This window comes from Pseudomonas sp. PL-6, assembly GCF_054110165.1.
Genome location: NZ_CM134189.1, coordinates 4,950,272 through 4,965,293, shown reverse-complemented (window position 1 = coordinate 4,965,293; position 15,022 = coordinate 4,950,272). Strand labels below are relative to the sequence as shown.

Sequence of the window (15,022 nt, the reverse complement as noted above, 5' to 3'; positions counted from 1 at the left end):
ACCCGCTTCGGCGGGTTTTTTGCGTTTATGGCGGTACATCCAGGCTACGCCTTGACCGTTGGTCGGAGTGGCTAACACTTTTCAAAAATACAATATATAAAAATACATATTGTATTTATCTAAGGTGTAGCCATGACCGACGCCCTCGATATCCAGCAGCTGCGCGCCAATGCCGATGCCGCCGGCCAGCTGCTCAAGGCCCTGGCCAACCCGGACCGCCTGCTGCTGCTGTGCCAGCTGGCCCAGGGCGAGCGCAACGTCAGCGAGCTGGAGGCGCTGCTCGGCATCCAGCAGCCGACCCTGTCGCAGCAGCTGGCCGTGCTGCGCCGCGAAGGCCTGGTGGCAACCCGCCGCGACGGCAAGCAGATCCATTACCGCATTAGCAGCCCGGCGGCGCTGGCGGTGATCGAGACGCTGTACCGGCTGTTCTGCGCGGGCCAGGAGCAATGAGCATCGACTGGAACGCCTTCACCCCCTGGAGCGCGCTGGCCGGCGGCGCGCTGATCGGCCTGGCGGCGGCCATCTTCGCCCTGGCCAACGGCCGCATCGCCGGCGTCAGCGGCCTGCTCGGCAGCCTGCTGCAGCCGGGCACGCAGGGCCGTGGCGAAGCGGCGCTGTTCCTCCTCGGGTTGCTGGTCGCGCCCGTGCTGTGGGGCCTGTTCGCCGCCCTGCCGGCGATCGAGTTCGACAGCGGCGCCCTCGGGCTGATCGGCGCCGGCCTGCTGGTGGGGATTGGCACTCGCTACGCAAGCGGTTGCACCAGCGGCCATGGCGTATGCGGGATTGCCCGCCTGTCGCCGAGCTCGCTGGTGGCGACCCTGTGCTTCATGGCCGCGGGTTTCGCCACGGTGTTTGTCCTGCGTCATCTGTTGGGGGGCTGAACATGGCCAGACTCAGTGCATTCGCCTGCGGCCTGCTGTTCGGCCTGGGGTTGCTGCTGGCCGGCATGGCCAACCCGGCCAAGGTGCTGGCCTTCCTCGACCTGGCCGGCGCCTGGGACCCCTCGCTGGCGCTGGTGATGGTCGGCGCCATCGCCGTCGCGGCCCTGCCCCTGCACCTGGCGGGGCGGCGTTCCCGCGCGCTGCTGGGCGGCGCCATGCAGTTGCCGAGGCGGCGCGAGCTGGATGCCCGGCTGGTCGGCGGCAGCCTGCTGTTCGGCCTCGGCTGGGGCATCGCCGGCATTTGCCCGGGGCCGGCCGTGGTCATTCTGCTCAGCGGGCACTGGCAGGCGCCGCTGTTCGTCGCCGCGCTGCTCGCCGGGATGCTGATCTTTGCCGCGCTGGAGCGCCGGCGCGGCCACTGACCGAGGAGGTCGTCATGCAACGCAACGTAGGGAACCTCGACCGCAGCCTGCGCATCGCCGCCGGGCTGATCCTGATCGGCCTCAGCCTGTCCGGCGTGATCGGCCTGTGGGGCTGGATCGGCCTGCTGCCGCTGGCCAGCGGAATCTTCCGCTTCTGTCCGGCCTATCCGCTGTTAGGCGTCAATACTTGTAAATCCAAATCCTGAATCGCAGGGGGCGGGCGACTCGCCGTCGTCCGCCCGGGAGCCGGCATGTCGCCCGTCATCACCCCCTTCTTCGATCCCGCCACCTTCACCTACAGCTACGTGGTCGCCGACCCGCTCAGCCGCCGCTGCGCCATCGTCGATTCGGTGCTGGACTACGACCCGGCCGCCGGGCGTACCTCGCATGCCGGCGCCGCCCGCATCGTCGCCCATGTGCGCGAGCAGGGCCTGACGGTGGACTGGCTGCTGGAAACCCATGTGCACGCCGACCACCTGTCGGCCGCGCCCTACCTGCAGCGCGAGCTGGGCGGCCGGCTGGCCATCGGCGAGCGCATCACCCAGGTGCAGAGCACCTTCGGCCAGCTGTTCAACGCCGGCCGCGAGTTCGCCACCGACGGTTCCCAGTTCGACCGCCTGCTGCGCGACGGCGAGCGCTTCCAGATCGGCGCCATCGAGGCCTTCGCCCTGCACACCCCGGGGCACACGCCGGCCTGCATGAGCTACGTGATCGGTGACGCCGTCTTCGTCGGCGACACCCTGTTCATGCCGGACTACGGCACGGCGCGCTGCGATTTTCCCGGCGGCGATGCGCGCACCCTGTACCGTTCGATCCGCCGCCTGTTCGAACTGCCGGACGCCACCCGCCTGTTTCTCTGCCACGACTACAAGGCGCCGGGGCGCGCCGATTTCTGCTGCGAGACCACGGTGGCCGAGCAGCGCGCGCACAACCTGCACGTGCACGAGGGCATCGGCGAGGACGCCTTCGTCGCCATGCGCCAGGCGCGCGATGCCACGCTGGAGGTGCCGACCCTGATGCTGCCGGCGGTGCAGGTCAATATGCGCGCCGGGCAGCTGCCGCCGGCCGAGGACAACGGCGTGCGCTACCTGAAGATTCCCCTGGACCGCCTATGAAAGCCTCGTCGCTGCGCCGCTGGTTGCCCTGGCTGGAGTGGGGCCGGCACTATGATCGGCAGACCGCGGCCGGCGATGCCCTGGCGGCGCTGATCGTCACCCTGCTGCTGATCCCGCAGAGCCTGGCCTATGCCATGCTCGCCGGTCTGCCGCCGGCCGCCGGGCTCTATGCCAGCATGTTGCCGTTGCTGGCCTATGCCCTGTTCGGCAGCAGCCGCACCCTGGCCGTGGGCCCGGTGGCGGTGGTCTCGCTGATGACCGCGGCGGCCCTGCAGCCGCTGTTTCCCGCCGGCAGCGCCGAGTACGCCGGCGCCGCCCTGCTGCTGGCGCTGCTGTCCGGCGGGCTGCTCTGTGGCATGGCGCTGCTGCGCCTGGGGTTTGTCGCCAACTTCCTCAGCCATCCGGTGATCTCCGGCTTTATCAGCGGCGCCGCCCTGCTGATCGTCCTCGGCCAGCTGGCGCCGCTGCTCGGCATCGCCGCCGCCGGCGCGACCCTGGGCCAACTGCTGCCGGCGCTGGCGCGGGGCCTGCCGGCCAGTCACGGGCCGACCCTGCTGCTCGGCGTCGGCTGCCTGGTGCTGCTGTTCTGGGCGCGGCGCGGCTTGCCGCCGCTGTTGCGACGCTGCGGCCTGGATCAGGCCTGGGCCGGAAACCTGAGCCGGGCGGTGCCGGTGCTGGCGATGATCCTGGCCACCGGCGCGGTCTGGCTGTGGCAACTGGATGAGCGCGGCGTGCGGGTGGTCGGCAGCATCGCCGCCGGCCTGCCGGTACCGAGCCTGCCGCCGCTGGATCTCGAGCTGGCGCGGCAGCTGCTGCCGGCGGCGCTGCTGATCAGCCTGGTGGGCTTCGTCGAGTCGATGGCGGTGGCGCAGACCCTGGCGGCCAGGCGGCGCCAGCGCATCGAGCCGGACAGCGAGCTGCTCGGCCTCGGCGCGGCCAACCTGGCGGCGGCCTTCAGCGGCGGCCTGCCGGTGACCGGTGGCATCGCCCGTTCCCAGGTCAACTTCGAGGCCGGCGCGCGGACGCCCATGGCCGGGGTGTTCAGCGCCGTCGGCATTGCCCTCGGCGCGTTGCTGCTGGCGCCGCTGCTGCAGCGGCTGCCGCAGGCGGCGCTGGCGGCGATCATCGTCGTCGCGGTGTGGGGGCTGATCGACCTGCGCGGGCTGGCGCGCACCTGGCGCTATTCGCGGCAGGACGGCGCGGCGCAGGCGGCGACCCTGGCCGCGGTGCTGCTGCTCGGCGTCGAGACCGGCATCGTCCTCGGCGTCGGCCTGTCGCTGCTGCTGTTTCTCTGGCGCACCAGCCGCCCGCATATCGCGGTGGTCGGCCAGGTGCCGGGCAGCGAGCACTTTCGCAACGTCGAGCGCTTCCAGGTGATCGAGAGCCCCAGCGTGCTGTCGCTGCGGGTCGACGAGAGCCTGTACTTTCCCAATGCGCGTTATCTCGAGGACCGCGTCGCCGCGCTGGTCGCCGCGCGGCCGCAGGTGCGTCACCTGGTGCTGATGTGCCCGGGGATCAACCTGATCGACGCCAGCGCCCTGGAGTCGCTGGAGGCCATCGCCGAGCGCCTGCGCGCCGCCGGGGTGCAGCTGCACCTGTCGGAGGTCAAGGGGCCGGTGATGGACCAGCTCGACCGCTCGGACTTTCTCCAGCGTTTCGGCGGCCAGGTGTTCGTCAGCCACTACCAGGCGCTGCGCCAGCTGGATCCGCTGAGTACCAGGCGGGCGTTGCAGGCGGGCCGCTGAGCGCGGCCCGGCCGACGCTTCAGCGCCCTTGCGGCGCCGGCTGCTGCTGGGTGATGCAGTGGATATTGCCGCCGCCGAGGAGGATCTCGCGGCCGGGCACCATCACCACGCGGTGCGCGGGGAAGACCCGCTCGAGGATGGCGCGGGCCTCGGCGTCCTTGGCGTCGTCGAAGCTCGGCGCGACGATGCCGCCGTTGATGATGAGGAAGTTGACGTAGGAGCCGGCCAGGCGGATCGACGGATCGCGTGCCTGGCTGCCTTCGGCGGCGTCGACGCCGGCGCACTCTTCCTCAGTGGCGTGAATCGGCCCGGGGATCGGCATCTTGTGCACGATCAGCTGGCGACCCTTGGCGTCGCGCGCGCTTTCCAGCACGCGCATGGCGGCCTGGCAGCGCGGGTAGTTGGGATCGCTGGCGTCGTCGGTCCAGGCCAGCAGCACCTCGCCGGGGCGCACGTAGCAGCAGAAGTTGTCGACGTGACCGTCGGTTTCGTCGTTGTACAGGCCGTCCGGCAGCCAGATCACCGTATCGATGGCCAGCTGCTCCGCTAGCTGCGCCTCGATCTGCTCGCGGGAGAGGTGCGGGTTGCGGTTGCGGTTGAGCAGGCACTCTTCGGTGGTGATCAGGGTGCCTTCGCCGTCGACGTGGATCGAGCCGCCCTCGAGCACGAAGCCCTCGGTGCGATAGCGCTTGCAGCCTTCGATCTCGAGGATCTTGCGCGCCACCTGGTCGTCGCGCTGCCAGGGCCAGTACAGGCCGCCGTCGAAGCCGCCCCAGGCGTTGAAGGTCCAGTCCACGCCGCGCACTTCGCCGCTGGCGTTGGTGACGAAGGTCGGCCCGGTGTCGCGCACCCAGGCGTCGTCGGTGGTGATTTCCACCAGGCGGATGCGCGCGTGATCCAGGCGCGCGCGGGCGTTCTCGTACTGCGCGGCGGACACGCAGACGGTCACCGGTTCGAACTCGGCGATGGCGCGGGCCACCGCGGCGAAGGCGGCCTGCGCCGGCTTGCCGCCGAGGCGCCAGTTGTCCGGGCGTTCGGGCCAGACCATCCAGGTCTGGCTGTGGGGTTCCCATTCCGCCGGCATGCGGAAACCGTCGGCGCGTGGAGTGCTGTTCAGGGTGGTCATGGTTCGATCCGTAGGGTGCGTCGTGCGCACCGGCGAAGGTATGGGGGGTTATTCGGAGAGGCTCTCGCCGTCGAGGGTCGCCAGCGGCCAGTATAGGTTCGGCCGGCGGTCGCGGAATACGCCCCAGGCGCTGCGCACCTTCTCCAGCTCGGTCAGATCGAAGCTGTGCACCAGCACGCCTTCCTCGCTCTGATCCAGCTCCTCGACCTTCTCGCCGAACTGGTTGGCGATAAAGGAGCTGCCGTAGAAGCTGATGGCGTAGCCGTCCTGCTCCTCGCGGCCGATGCGGTTGCTGGCCACCAGCGGCATCAGGTTGGCGCCGGCGTGGCCCTGCTGCACGCGCTGCCAGTGCTCGCGCGAGTTGATGGCGGGGTCGTGCGGCTCGCTGCCGATGGCGGTGGGGTAGAACAGGATTTCCGCGCCCAGCAGCGCCATGCTGCGCGCGCATTCGGGGAACCACTGGTCCCAGCAGATGCCGACGCCGATCCTGGCGTAGGCGGTGTCCCACACCTTGAAGCCGCTATCGCCCGGGTTGAAGTAGTACTTCTCGTGGTAGCCGGGGCCGTCCGGGATATGGCTTTTCCGATAAATCCCGAGGTTGCTGCCGTCGGCGTCGATGATCGCGATGCTATTGAAGCGGGCGCGACCGGCACGCTCGAAGAAGCTGATCGGCAGCACCACTCGCAGTTCGGCGGCGACCTTCTGGAAGTGCAGGATCGCCGGATTTTCCTCCACCGGGGTGGCCAGCTGGGTGTAGTCGGCATTGGGCTTCTGGCAGAAGTAGGGGGTCTCGAACAGCTCCTGGATCAGGATGATCTGCGCGCCCCGGGCGGCGGCCTGGCGCACCAGCTTCTCGGCGTTGGCGATATTGCCGGCGACATCCCAGGAACAGGCCATCTGGGTCGCGGCGACGGTGACGATACGGGACATACAGCACCTCTTGGACTTGTGGGCAGGCGGCTCCGGGCTCGCGGAGGCCTGCTCGGGAAGCCATGGCAGAACATCGATCATGGCGAGATGCTCGATTTATATCCGATAAAAATCGAATTTAGAAGATTGATAAGGCAGGAAAGGCAAAATATTTCGGATTTTTATCGGATTAGTATCCGTCAATCTGGTTCCTGGCCGAGCCCGCTTGGGGAGACGCGGAGTAATCCGCGAACAGGGCCGCGCGCCGGGCCAAGGTCGTTCGCGAACAAATGTGCCCCTGCAGGGCTGTGGCGCGCCGTGCGCCGCAGGCCTCATGGTCAGCGGTGCGCGCGGCCAGGCGGCCCCGCGACACCCTAGGTAAGCGGCGCGGGGCGTTTCGGCAGGGCGGCGGGCAGGTACAGGCCGAGGTAGGCGTCGAACACGCGCATGCCTTCCTCGGCCAGGCGCGGGGTGATGGCGCCGTGCAGCTGCACCGAGCGGGCGTAGACGCGGTCGCCCAGCTCCATGGCCAGGGCGAACACCTCGATATCGCTCGGCAGTTGCGGCAGGGGGAAGTGGCGCTCGAACAGCGCCTGCATCAGTCGCCCCAGTTCCACGTCGTGCTGGCGGTCGGCCTGGGTCACCTCGGCCAGGCCGTGCTGGGCGAGGATCAGCTGGCGCGCGGCGGCGTCGGCGGCGTAGATCGCCAGCATGCGCTGCTCGACGAGGCGCGACAGGTCGTGCCAGCTGCGCAGCGCGGCGTGTTCCACCGGCTGCTGCAGGCAGGCACGGAAGGCGGCGTGGACGTCGGCGGTGAGGCCTTCGAGCAGCGCCGGCACGCTGGCGAAGAAGTGGTAGACCGAGGACGGCGGAATCGCCGCACGCTCGGCCACGGCATAGATCGACAGGTTGGCCACGCCCTGCTCGGCCAGCAGCGCACGTGCGGCCTGGAGGATCACGGCGATCCGCGCCTGGCTGCTGGCGCGCGGTTTGCGGGGGCTGGCGGGGCGCGACATGGTGAACTCCGGGGGCAAGGAGGCGCTATTGGATGCCAGGCGGCGCTGCCGAGGCAAGTCGTTCGCCACCGCAATGCGCCTTGGCCGCGCCTGGCTTCAGCGTCAGTCCTTCAGCCGCCGGCGCGAAAGCGCTGCCAGACCCGGTCGCGCACTTCGGCGTGTTTCTCCGGCAGCACCTCCAGGGCGTGCAGGCGGCGCTTGGTGTCCTGGTCCGGATAGAGCCCGGGCTGGTTGAGCAGGGCGGCGTCGAGGAACTGCGCGGAATCGGCATTGCCGTTGGGGTAGAGGGTCTCGGCGGTGATCAGCGCGGCCACCTGCGGCTGCATCAGGTAGTCGATGAAACGATGGGCCAGGTCGGCGCGCCGTGCGCTGGCTGGGATCACCAGGTTGTCGATAAACAGCACCGAGCCTTCCTCGGGCACCAGGAAGCGCACCGGCTGGCCGGCGTCGGCGGCGGCCAGGGCGTCGCCGACCCAGGCCATGGCCAGGCACAGGCGGCCGTGGCTGAGGTCGTCGATATAGCGTTCGCTGTCGACGTAGCGCAGGTGCGGGCGCAGGCCGTCGAGCAGGTTGCCGGCGCGCTCGATGCGGCTCGGCGCGCTGCGCGCCAGGCTGCGGCCCTGGTAGTTGAGCAGCAGCGCCAGGGTCTCGTCCGGGGCGTCCAGCACGCTGACGCCGCAACTGGCCAGGCGCGCGCTCTGCGCGGCGTCGAACAGCAGGCTCCAGCTGTCCGGCAGCGGCCCGCCGTAGGCGGCCTCGGCCTGCGGCACGTTGATCGCCAGGCCCACCGCGCCCCACAGGTAGGGCACGGCGTGGCGATTCTGCGGGTCGACCGCGGCCAGCTTGCTCAGCAGCTGCTTGTCCAGGTGCTTGCGGTTGGGCAGCAGGCGCAGGTCCAGCGGCTGGATGCCGCCGGCGGCAATCAGCGCCGGCAGGTCGTTGTGCGAGGGCACCGCGACGTCGATGGACTCGCCGCTGGCCAGGGCGTTGGCCAGTTCCTCGGCGCTGCTGAAGGTGCGGTACTCCACGGCGATGCCGGTGTCACGGGTGAAACTCTCCAGCACCTGCGGGGCGATGTAGTCGTTCCAGTTGTAGACGCGGATGCTGTCGGCGGCGGCCGTCAGTCCGGGAGCCAGGGCCAGCAGTAGCGGAGCGAGAACGCGAAACATGACGACCTCCTCGAGGCATGGCTTCGCCGCTGCGCATGGCGCGGGCGGTTCGGCAGAGCGTGGGTGGCAGACAAAACAACGCCGGCACTAGGGCCGGCGTCGGGCATTGCATCAGACGGTATGCAGGTACCAGTTGTACTCGAGGTCGGAGATGGTGGTCTCGAACTCCTGCAGCTCGGCTTCCTTGCAGGCGACGAAGATGTCGATGTAGTCCGGGCTGATGTACTTGTTCAGCACCTCGCTGTCGTCCAGCTCGCGCAGCGCGTCGCGCAGGTTGTTCGGCAGGCTCTGCTCGAGCTGCTCGTAGGAGTTGCCTTCGATCGGCTCGCCCGGGTCGATCTGGTTGGTCAGGCCGTGGTGGATGCCGGCGAGGATCGAGGCCAGCATCAGGTAGGGGTTGGCGTCGGCGCCGGCCACCCGGTGTTCGATGCGCACGGCGTCGGCGCTGCCGGTGGGCACGCGCACGGCCACGGTGCGGTTGTCCAGCGCCCAGCTCGGCGCGTTGGGCACGTAGAACTGCGCGCCGAAGCGGCGGTAGGAGTTCACGTTGGGGCAGAGGAAGGCCATGCTCGCGGCCATGGTGTCGAGAATGCCGCCGATGGCGTGGCGCAGCGGCTGGTTCTGCAGCGGGTCGTCGGAGGCGAAGATGTTCTTGCCGGTCTTCCTGTCCAGCAGCGAGATGTGCACGTGCAGGCCGTTGCCGGCCTGGCCCGGGTAGGGCTTGGCCATAAAGGTGCTGTCCATCTCGTGGTCGTAGGCGATGTTCTTGATCAGGCGCTTGAGCAGCAGCGCGTAGTCGCAGGCCTTGATGGCGTCCTCGACGTGGTGCAGGTTGACCTCGAACTGCGCCGGGGCGCTTTCCTTGACGATGGCGTCGGCCGGGATGCCCTGCTCCTTGGCGGCTTCGAGCATGTCCTGCAGGCAGTCGACGTATTCGTCGAGGTCGTCGATCAGGTACACCTGGGTCGAATGCGGGCGCTTGCCGGAGATCGGCGAGCGCGGCGGCTGCGGCCGGCCGTTCACGTTCTCCTGGTCGATCAGGTAGAACTCCAGCTCGAAGGCGGCGCAGATCTTCAGGCCCATGTCGTCGAACTTCTGCACCACCTGGCGCAGCACTTCGCGCGGGTCGGCGAAGAAGGGGGTGCCATCCAGTTCGTGCATGGTCATCAGCAGCTGCGCGGTGGGGCGCTTCTGCCAGGGTTCGTTGCACAGGGTATTGGGGATGGGGAAGCAGATGCGGTCGGCATCGCCGATGTCCAGGCCCAGGCCGGTGCTTTCCACGGTGGCGCCATTGATGTCGAGGGCGAACAGCGACGCCGGCAGGTTGATGCCTTTCTCGTACACCTTGTGCAGGGCGTTACGGTCGATGCGCTTGCCGCGCACCACGCCGTTCATATCTGCAATAAGAAGGTCGACGAACAGGACCTCAGGATGTTCCTTAAGGAACGCGTTCGCTTCGTTAAGCTGAACGGCACGCGGGGGTACCGACATGATGCAACACCTTTATTGTTAAAAATATCAATCATGCAACTGCATGGGTGTGAGTCAATCGGAAACACCCATGGCTGTCAAGAGAGCCCTATGATGCCCTAAAAGAGGGCTGCACGGCCAGTTTTGGGGCGTTTCAGGGCATTGCGTCTGGCTGAAACGCCTGGCCGGGCGGGGTGCTCAGTCGGGTGTGTTCAATTTTTTACAGGGCTATTGTGTAAAAAAATGAACAAGGCTAAGCTCGGCTCAAACCCATAACAGCAATAAAACGGGTGTCTCATGTCTCGCCTGCCGATAGTCGGCGTCAGTGCCTGCACCAAGCAGATCGGTCACAACCTCTATCACACCGCCGGCGACAAGTATTTGCGCGCGGTGGTGGTCGGCGCCGGTGGCATGCCGCTGATCGTGCCGGCGCTCGGCGAGCTGCTGGCGCTGCCGCAGCTGCTCGAACAGCTCGACGGCCTGCTGTTCACCGGCTCGCCGTCCAACGTCGAACCTCATCATTACGCTGGCGCCGCCAGCGCACCCGGTACCTTGCACGATAGCGCACGCGATGCCACCACGCTGCCGCTGATCCGCGCGGCGCTCGACGCCGGCGTGCCGCTGCTGGGCATCTGCCGCGGCTTCCAGGAAATCAACGTGGCCTTCGGCGGCACCTTGCACCAGCGCGTGCACGAGATCCCAGGGCTGCTGGATCACCGCGAGCCGAAGGAGCAGCCGGTCGAGGTGCAGTACGGCCCGCGCCATGCACTGCAGGTGCAGCCCGGCGGGCTGCTCGACGGCATCGGCTTGCCGCGCGAGTTCCAGATCAATTCCATTCATGGCCAGGGCGTTGCACGTCTGGCGCCGGGCCTTCGCGTAGAAGCTCTGGCGCCCGACGGGTTGGTCGAAGCTTTTTCCGTCGAAGGTGCAAAAAGCTTCGCGCTGGGGGTGCAATGGCACCCCGAGTGGCAGGTAGCATCCAATCCGAATTATCTCGCCATCTTCCAGGCCTTTGGTGAGGCTTGCAGGGAGAGGGCGGGGCAACGCTGAACCGACTATACCTAGTCGGATTCTCCAACCCTGAGGTCTCTATGAGTACCAAGCTAGACCAGCTCACGAGCTGGCTGAAAGAACGCAAAATCACCGAAGTCGAATGCCTGGTCAGCGACCTGACCGGCATTGCCCGCGGCAAGATCTCGCCGACCAACAAGTTCCTCGACGAGAAGGGCATGCGCCTCCCAGAGAGCGTGCTGCTGCAGACCGTGACCGGCGACTACGTCGAGGACGACATCTATTACGAGCTGCTCGACGAGGCGGACATCGACATGTTCTGTCGCCCCGACGAGAACGCTGTGTTCCTCGTGCCCTGGGCCATCGAGCCGACCGCGATGGTGATCCACGACACCTTCGACAAGCAGGGCAACCCGATCGAGCTGTCGCCGCGCAACATCCTCAAGAACGTGCTCAAGCTCTACGCCGACAAGGGCTGGCGGCCGATCGTCGCGCCGGAGATGGAGTTCTACCTGACCAAGCGCAACAGCGACCCGGACTTCCCGCTGGTGGCGCCGATGGGCCGCTCCGGGCGCCCGGAAGTGGGCCGGCAGTCGTTCTCCATCGACGCCGCCAACGAATTCGATCCGCTGTTCGAGGACGTCTACGACTGGTGCGAGCTGCAGGATCTGGACCTCGACACGCTGATCCACGAAGACGGCCCGGCGCAGATGGAAATCAACTTCCGTCACGGCGAGGCCCTGCACCTGGCCGACCAGATCACCGTGTTCAAGCGCACCATGCGCGAGGCCGCGCTCAAGCACGACGTGGCGGCGACCTTCATGGCCAAGCCGATCACCGACCAGCCGGGTAGCGCCATGCACATCCACCAGAGCGTGGTGGACATCAAGACCGGCAAGAACATCTTCTCCAACGACGACGGCACCATGAGCGAGCTGTTCATGCACCACATCGGCGGCCTGCAGAAGTACATCCCCGAGGTGCTGCCGCTGTTCGCGCCGAACGTCAACTCGTTCCGCCGCTTCCTGCCCGACACCTCGGCGCCGGTGAACGTCGAGTGGGGCGAGGAGAACCGCACCGTGGGCCTGCGCGTGCCGGAAGCCGGGCCGCAGAACCGCCGGGTGGAGAACCGCCTGGCCGGTGCCGACGCCAACCCCTACCTGGTGCTGGCCGCCTCCCTGCTGTGCGGCTACATCGGCATGGTCGAGGGCATCAAGCCCAGCGCGCCGGTCAAGGGCCGCGGCTACGAGCGGCGCAACCTGCGTCTACCGCTGACCATCGAGGCGGCGCTGGAGCGCATGGAGGCGTGCAAGGCCGCCGAGAAGTACCTGGGCGAGAAGTTCATGCGCGGCTATGTCGCGGTGAAACGCGCCGAGCACGAGAACTTCAAGCGCGTGATCAGTTCCTGGGAACGCGAGTTCCTGCTGCTGTCGGTGTGACCGGGGCGGGCGCGGCTGGCCGCGCCCGTTGCCATCGATTTCATCGGGCCGCCGCCGGCGACCCGCGTAATAAAAGGTGTTGTCATGACCAACCCGAAAACCGCCCAGTGGCAGGCCATGAGCCGCGCCCATCACCTGGCGCCGTTCAGCGACTACAAACAGCTGGCCGAGAAGGGCCCGCGCATCATCACCGAGGCCAAGGGCGTCTACCTGTGGGACAGCGAGGGTCACAAGATCCTCGACGGCATGGCCGGGCTCTGGTGCGTGGCCGTCGGCTACGGTCGCGAGGAACTGGTCGAGGCCGCGGCGACGCAAATGCGCCAGCTGCCGTTCTACAACACCTTCTTCCAGACCGCCCACCCGCCGGTGCTGGAGCTGGCCCAGGCCATCGCCGAACTGGCCCCCGAAGGCATGAACCACGTGTTCTTCACCGGTTCCGGCTCGGAAGGCAACGACACCATGCTGCGCCTGGTGCGCCACTACTGGGCGTGCAAGGGCAAGCCTGCCAAGAAGATCATCATCGCCCGCGAGAACGGCTACCACGGCTCCACCGTGGCCGGCGCCAGCCTCGGCGGGATGAAGGGCATGCACGAGCAGGGCGACCTGCCGATCCCCGGCATCGCCCATATCCCGCAGCCCTACTGGTTCGGCGAGGGGGGCGACAAGAGCCCGGACGAGTTCGGCCTGTGGGCCGCCGACCAGCTGGAGGCGAAGATTCTCGAGCTGGGCGTGGAGAATGTCGCGGCCTTTATCGCCGAGCCGATCCAGGGCGCCGGCGGCGTGATCATCCCGCCCGAAAGCTACTGGCCGCGGATCAAGGAAATCCTGGCCAAGTACGACATTTTGTTCGTCGCCGACGAGGTGATCTGCGGCTTCGGCCGTACCGGCCAGTGGTTCGGCAGCGACTACTACGGCCTCAAGCCCGATCTGATGACCATCGCCAAGGGCCTGACCTCGGGCTACGTGCCCATGGGCGGGCTGATCGTCAGCGACAAGGTGTTCGCGGCGATCGAGGCGCACGGCGACTTCAACCACGGCTTCACCTACTCCGGCCACCCGGTGGCGGCGGCGGTGGGCCTGGCCAACCTGCGCCTGCTCAAGGAAGAAGGCATAGTCGAGCGGGTCAGGACGGAAACGGCACCCTATTTGCAGCAACGTCTGCGCGAGCTGGCCGAGCATCCGCTGGTGGGCGAGGTGCGCGGCGTCGGCATGCTCGGCGCCATCGAGTTGGTGCGGGACAAGGCGACGCGCACGCGCTACCCGGATGCGGTGGCGGCGGGCATGGTCTGCCGCGGACACTGCTTTACTAATGGTCTGATCATGCGCGCCGTGGGCGACACCATGATCATTGCGCCGCCGCTGGTGATCAGCCGTGCGGAGATCGACGAACTGGTGGAAAAAGCACGCAAGTGCCTGGACCTGACCCTGCGCGACCTGTCGGCCTGAACGGCCGGCGGCCACGTAAAGTTGTCAGCGGTGCCATGACCTTGCCAGACTGCGCCAGTGCGTTGGCCAGCCTCACCGGAAGGGCCTGCGCACCTTCCGGAATACCGACACAACAACAGGAGCTGTACGCATGAAAACATTCGGCAAAACCCTTCTAGCGTTGTCATTGGCCGCCGCCGTGGCCGGCACCGCTCAGGCCGAGGACAAGGTGCTGCACGTCTACAACTGGTCCGACTACATCGCCGAGGACACCCTGGACAACTTCCAGAAGGAAACCGGCATCAAGGTGGTCTACGACGTCTTCGACAGCAACGAAGTGCTGGAAGCCAAGCTGCTCTCCGGCGGCTCGGGCTACGACGTGGTGGTGCCGTCCAACCAGTTCCTCGCCAAGCAGATCAAGGCCGGCGTATTCCAGAAGCTGGACAAGTCCAAGCTGCCCAACTGGCAGAACCTCAACCCCGACCTGATGAAGGCGCTGGAAAACGCCGACCCGGGCAACCAGTACGCCTTCCCCTACCTGTGGGGCACCACCGGCATCGGCTACAACCCGGAGAAGGTCAAGGCCGCCCTCGGCGTCGACACCATCGACTCCTGGGACGTGCTGTTCAAGCCGGAGAACATGGAGAAGCTGAAGTCCTGCGGCGTGGCCATGCTCGACGCCCCGGACGAAGTCTATGCCGCGGCGCTGCACTACCAGGGCCTGAACCCCAACCCGACCAGCACCGACGACGTGGCCAAGGCCGAAGAGCTGCTGATGAAGGTGCGCCCCTACGTCACCTACTTCCACAGCTCCAAGTACATCTCCGACCTGGCCAACGGCGAGATCTGCGTGGCCCTGGGCTGGTCCGGCGACGTGTTCCAGGCGCAGGCCCGCGCCGAGGAAGCGAAGAACGGCGTGCCGGTGGCCTATGCCATTCCCAAGGAAGGCGCCGCCTCCTTCTTCGACATGATGGCCATCCCCGCCGATGCCAAGAACGTCGACGCCGCGCACACCTTCCTCAACTACATCCTGACCCCGGAAGTGATCGCGCCGATCTCCGACTACGTCGCCTACCCCAACGGCAACGCCAAGGCCACCCCGCTGGTCGCCGAGGAAATCCGCAACAACCCGGGCATCTACCCGACCGAGGAAGCCTCGAAGAAGCTCTACACCTTCTCCGAGCTGAGCCCCTCGGTGCAGCGCGCCATCACCCGCAGCTGGACCAAGGTCAAGTCCGGCCGCTAACGGCAGCAGCAACCCCCGTCTGCGGTGGGCATGCCCGCCGCAGACCCT

General features: G+C 67.4%; 15 protein-coding genes. 10 read left to right on the top strand and 5 right to left on the bottom strand.

Annotated elements, in window-relative coordinates; genetic code table 11:
• Window positions 1-132: 132 nt before the first annotated feature.
• Genes ACW9UL_RS21820 through ACW9UL_RS21795 form a run of 6 tightly spaced genes read left to right on the top strand, consistent with a single transcriptional unit; the run spans window position 133 to window position 4,163 of the window.
• On the top strand, window positions 133-450 hold the full coding sequence (locus tag ACW9UL_RS21820; protein ID WP_457788267.1) for an ArsR/SmtB family transcription factor: 318 nt from the start codon (window positions 133-135) through the stop codon (window positions 448-450).
• On the top strand, window positions 447-881 hold the full coding sequence (locus ACW9UL_RS21815; protein WP_457788266.1) for a YeeE/YedE family protein: 435 nt from the start codon (window positions 447-449) through the stop codon (window positions 879-881). Before ACW9UL_RS21820 ends, ACW9UL_RS21815 begins: the two co-directional genes overlap by 4 nt.
• A 2-nt stretch (window positions 882-883) precedes the next feature.
• Window positions 884-1,303 (top strand): DUF6691 family protein, encoded by a 420-nt coding sequence (locus ACW9UL_RS21810; protein WP_457788265.1) that lies wholly within the window; start codon window positions 884-886, stop codon window positions 1,301-1,303.
• Between the two features lie 14 nt (window positions 1,304-1,317).
• On the top strand, window positions 1,318-1,509 hold the full coding sequence (locus tag ACW9UL_RS21805) for a YgaP family membrane protein (RefSeq protein ID WP_021445179.1): 192 nt from the start codon (window positions 1,318-1,320) through the stop codon (window positions 1,507-1,509).
• Window positions 1,510-1,554: 45 nt separating this feature from the next.
• Window positions 1,555-2,418: an MBL fold metallo-hydrolase gene (locus tag ACW9UL_RS21800; protein ID WP_457788264.1), complete on the top strand. Its 864-nt coding sequence runs from the start codon at window positions 1,555-1,557 to the stop codon at window positions 2,416-2,418.
• The gene (locus ACW9UL_RS21795; protein ID WP_457788263.1) at window positions 2,415-4,163 is read left to right on the top strand and encodes a SulP family inorganic anion transporter; all 1,749 of its coding nucleotides are present in this window, start codon (window positions 2,415-2,417) and stop codon (window positions 4,161-4,163) included. Before ACW9UL_RS21800 ends, ACW9UL_RS21795 begins: the two co-directional genes overlap by 4 nt.
• A gap of 19 nt (window positions 4,164-4,182) precedes the next feature.
• On the opposite strand, the gene aguA is transcribed toward ACW9UL_RS21795, so the two are convergent.
• The 5 genes from aguA to ACW9UL_RS21770 all read right to left on the bottom strand — a co-directional run bounded on the left by aguA (window position 4,183) and on the right by ACW9UL_RS21770 (window position 9,874).
• Window positions 4,183-5,289 (bottom strand): agmatine deiminase, encoded by a 1,107-nt coding sequence (gene aguA, locus ACW9UL_RS21790; protein WP_457788262.1) that lies wholly within the window; start codon window positions 5,287-5,289, stop codon window positions 4,183-4,185.
• 48 nt (window positions 5,290-5,337) lie between these two features.
• Complete coding sequence (aguB, locus tag ACW9UL_RS21785) at window positions 5,338-6,219, bottom strand: N-carbamoylputrescine amidase (RefSeq protein WP_457788261.1); 882 nt, start codon at window positions 6,217-6,219, stop codon at window positions 5,338-5,340.
• Window positions 6,220-6,572: 353 nt separating this feature from the next.
• Window positions 6,573-7,214 carry a TetR/AcrR family transcriptional regulator gene (locus ACW9UL_RS21780; protein ID WP_122109394.1) on the bottom strand — a complete coding sequence of 214 codons (642 nt, stop codon included), beginning with the start codon at window positions 7,212-7,214 and terminating at the stop codon, window positions 6,573-6,575.
• Between the two features lie 110 nt (window positions 7,215-7,324).
• On the bottom strand, window positions 7,325-8,383 hold the full coding sequence (locus ACW9UL_RS21775; RefSeq protein ID WP_397497579.1) for an extracellular solute-binding protein: 1,059 nt from the start codon (window positions 8,381-8,383) through the stop codon (window positions 7,325-7,327).
• A 111-nt stretch (window positions 8,384-8,494) separates the two neighbouring features.
• Complete coding sequence (locus tag ACW9UL_RS21770; RefSeq protein ID WP_457788260.1) at window positions 8,495-9,874, bottom strand: glutamine synthetase family protein; 1,380 nt, start codon at window positions 9,872-9,874, stop codon at window positions 8,495-8,497.
• 276 nt (window positions 9,875-10,150) lie between these two features.
• Here ACW9UL_RS21770 and ACW9UL_RS21765 point away from each other — a divergent pair, with 276 nt between their 5' ends.
• The 4 genes from ACW9UL_RS21765 to ACW9UL_RS21750 all read left to right on the top strand — a co-directional run bounded on the left by ACW9UL_RS21765 (window position 10,151) and on the right by ACW9UL_RS21750 (window position 14,974).
• Window positions 10,151-10,903, top strand: a complete 753-nt coding sequence (locus ACW9UL_RS21765) for a gamma-glutamyl-gamma-aminobutyrate hydrolase family protein (protein WP_122109392.1) — start codon at window positions 10,151-10,153, stop codon at window positions 10,901-10,903.
• A gap of 41 nt (window positions 10,904-10,944) precedes the next feature.
• Entirely contained in the window at window positions 10,945-12,303 is a 1,359-nt protein-coding gene (locus tag ACW9UL_RS21760) for a glutamine synthetase family protein (RefSeq protein ID WP_021444035.1), read from the top strand.
• A gap of 84 nt (window positions 12,304-12,387) precedes the next feature.
• Window positions 12,388-13,749, top strand: coding sequence for an aspartate aminotransferase family protein (locus ACW9UL_RS21755; protein WP_457788259.1), 1,362 nt, complete (start codon window positions 12,388-12,390; stop codon window positions 13,747-13,749).
• A 130-nt stretch (window positions 13,750-13,879) separates the two neighbouring features.
• The gene (locus tag ACW9UL_RS21750) at window positions 13,880-14,974 is read left to right on the top strand and encodes a polyamine ABC transporter substrate-binding protein (protein ID WP_021442148.1); all 1,095 of its coding nucleotides are present in this window, start codon (window positions 13,880-13,882) and stop codon (window positions 14,972-14,974) included.
• Window positions 14,975-15,022: the final 48 nt, after the last annotated feature.

Bases quoted from the DNA above. Each gene is read 5' to 3' on its own strand.
- ACW9UL_RS21820 (WP_457788267.1), top strand. From the start codon at position 133: ATGACCGACGCCCTCGATATCCAGCAGCTGCGCGCCAATGCCGATGCC.
- ACW9UL_RS21815 (WP_457788266.1), top strand. From the start codon at position 447: ATGAGCATCGACTGGAACGCCTTCACCCCCTGGAGCGCGCTGGCCGGC.
- ACW9UL_RS21810 (WP_457788265.1), top strand. From the start codon at position 884: ATGGCCAGACTCAGTGCATTCGCCTGCGGCCTGCTGTTCGGCCTGGGG.
- ACW9UL_RS21805 (WP_021445179.1), top strand. From the start codon at position 1,318: ATGCAACGCAACGTAGGGAACCTCGACCGCAGCCTGCGCATCGCCGCC.
- ACW9UL_RS21800 (WP_457788264.1), top strand. From the start codon at position 1,555: ATGTCGCCCGTCATCACCCCCTTCTTCGATCCCGCCACCTTCACCTAC.
- ACW9UL_RS21795 (WP_457788263.1), top strand. From the start codon at position 2,415: ATGAAAGCCTCGTCGCTGCGCCGCTGGTTGCCCTGGCTGGAGTGGGGC.
- aguA (WP_457788262.1), bottom strand. From the start codon at position 5,289: ATGACCACCCTGAACAGCACTCCACGCGCCGACGGTTTCCGCATGCCG.
- aguB (WP_457788261.1), bottom strand. From the start codon at position 6,219: ATGTCCCGTATCGTCACCGTCGCCGCGACCCAGATGGCCTGTTCCTGG.
- ACW9UL_RS21780 (WP_122109394.1), bottom strand. From the start codon at position 7,214: ATGTCGCGCCCCGCCAGCCCCCGCAAACCGCGCGCCAGCAGCCAGGCG.
- ACW9UL_RS21775 (WP_397497579.1), bottom strand. From the start codon at position 8,383: ATGTTTCGCGTTCTCGCTCCGCTACTGCTGGCCCTGGCTCCCGGACTG.
- ACW9UL_RS21770 (WP_457788260.1), bottom strand. From the start codon at position 9,874: ATGTCGGTACCCCCGCGTGCCGTTCAGCTTAACGAAGCGAACGCGTTC.
- ACW9UL_RS21765 (WP_122109392.1), top strand. From the start codon at position 10,151: ATGTCTCGCCTGCCGATAGTCGGCGTCAGTGCCTGCACCAAGCAGATC.
- ACW9UL_RS21760 (WP_021444035.1), top strand. From the start codon at position 10,945: ATGAGTACCAAGCTAGACCAGCTCACGAGCTGGCTGAAAGAACGCAAA.
- ACW9UL_RS21755 (WP_457788259.1), top strand. From the start codon at position 12,388: ATGACCAACCCGAAAACCGCCCAGTGGCAGGCCATGAGCCGCGCCCAT.
- ACW9UL_RS21750 (WP_021442148.1), top strand. From the start codon at position 13,880: ATGAAAACATTCGGCAAAACCCTTCTAGCGTTGTCATTGGCCGCCGCC.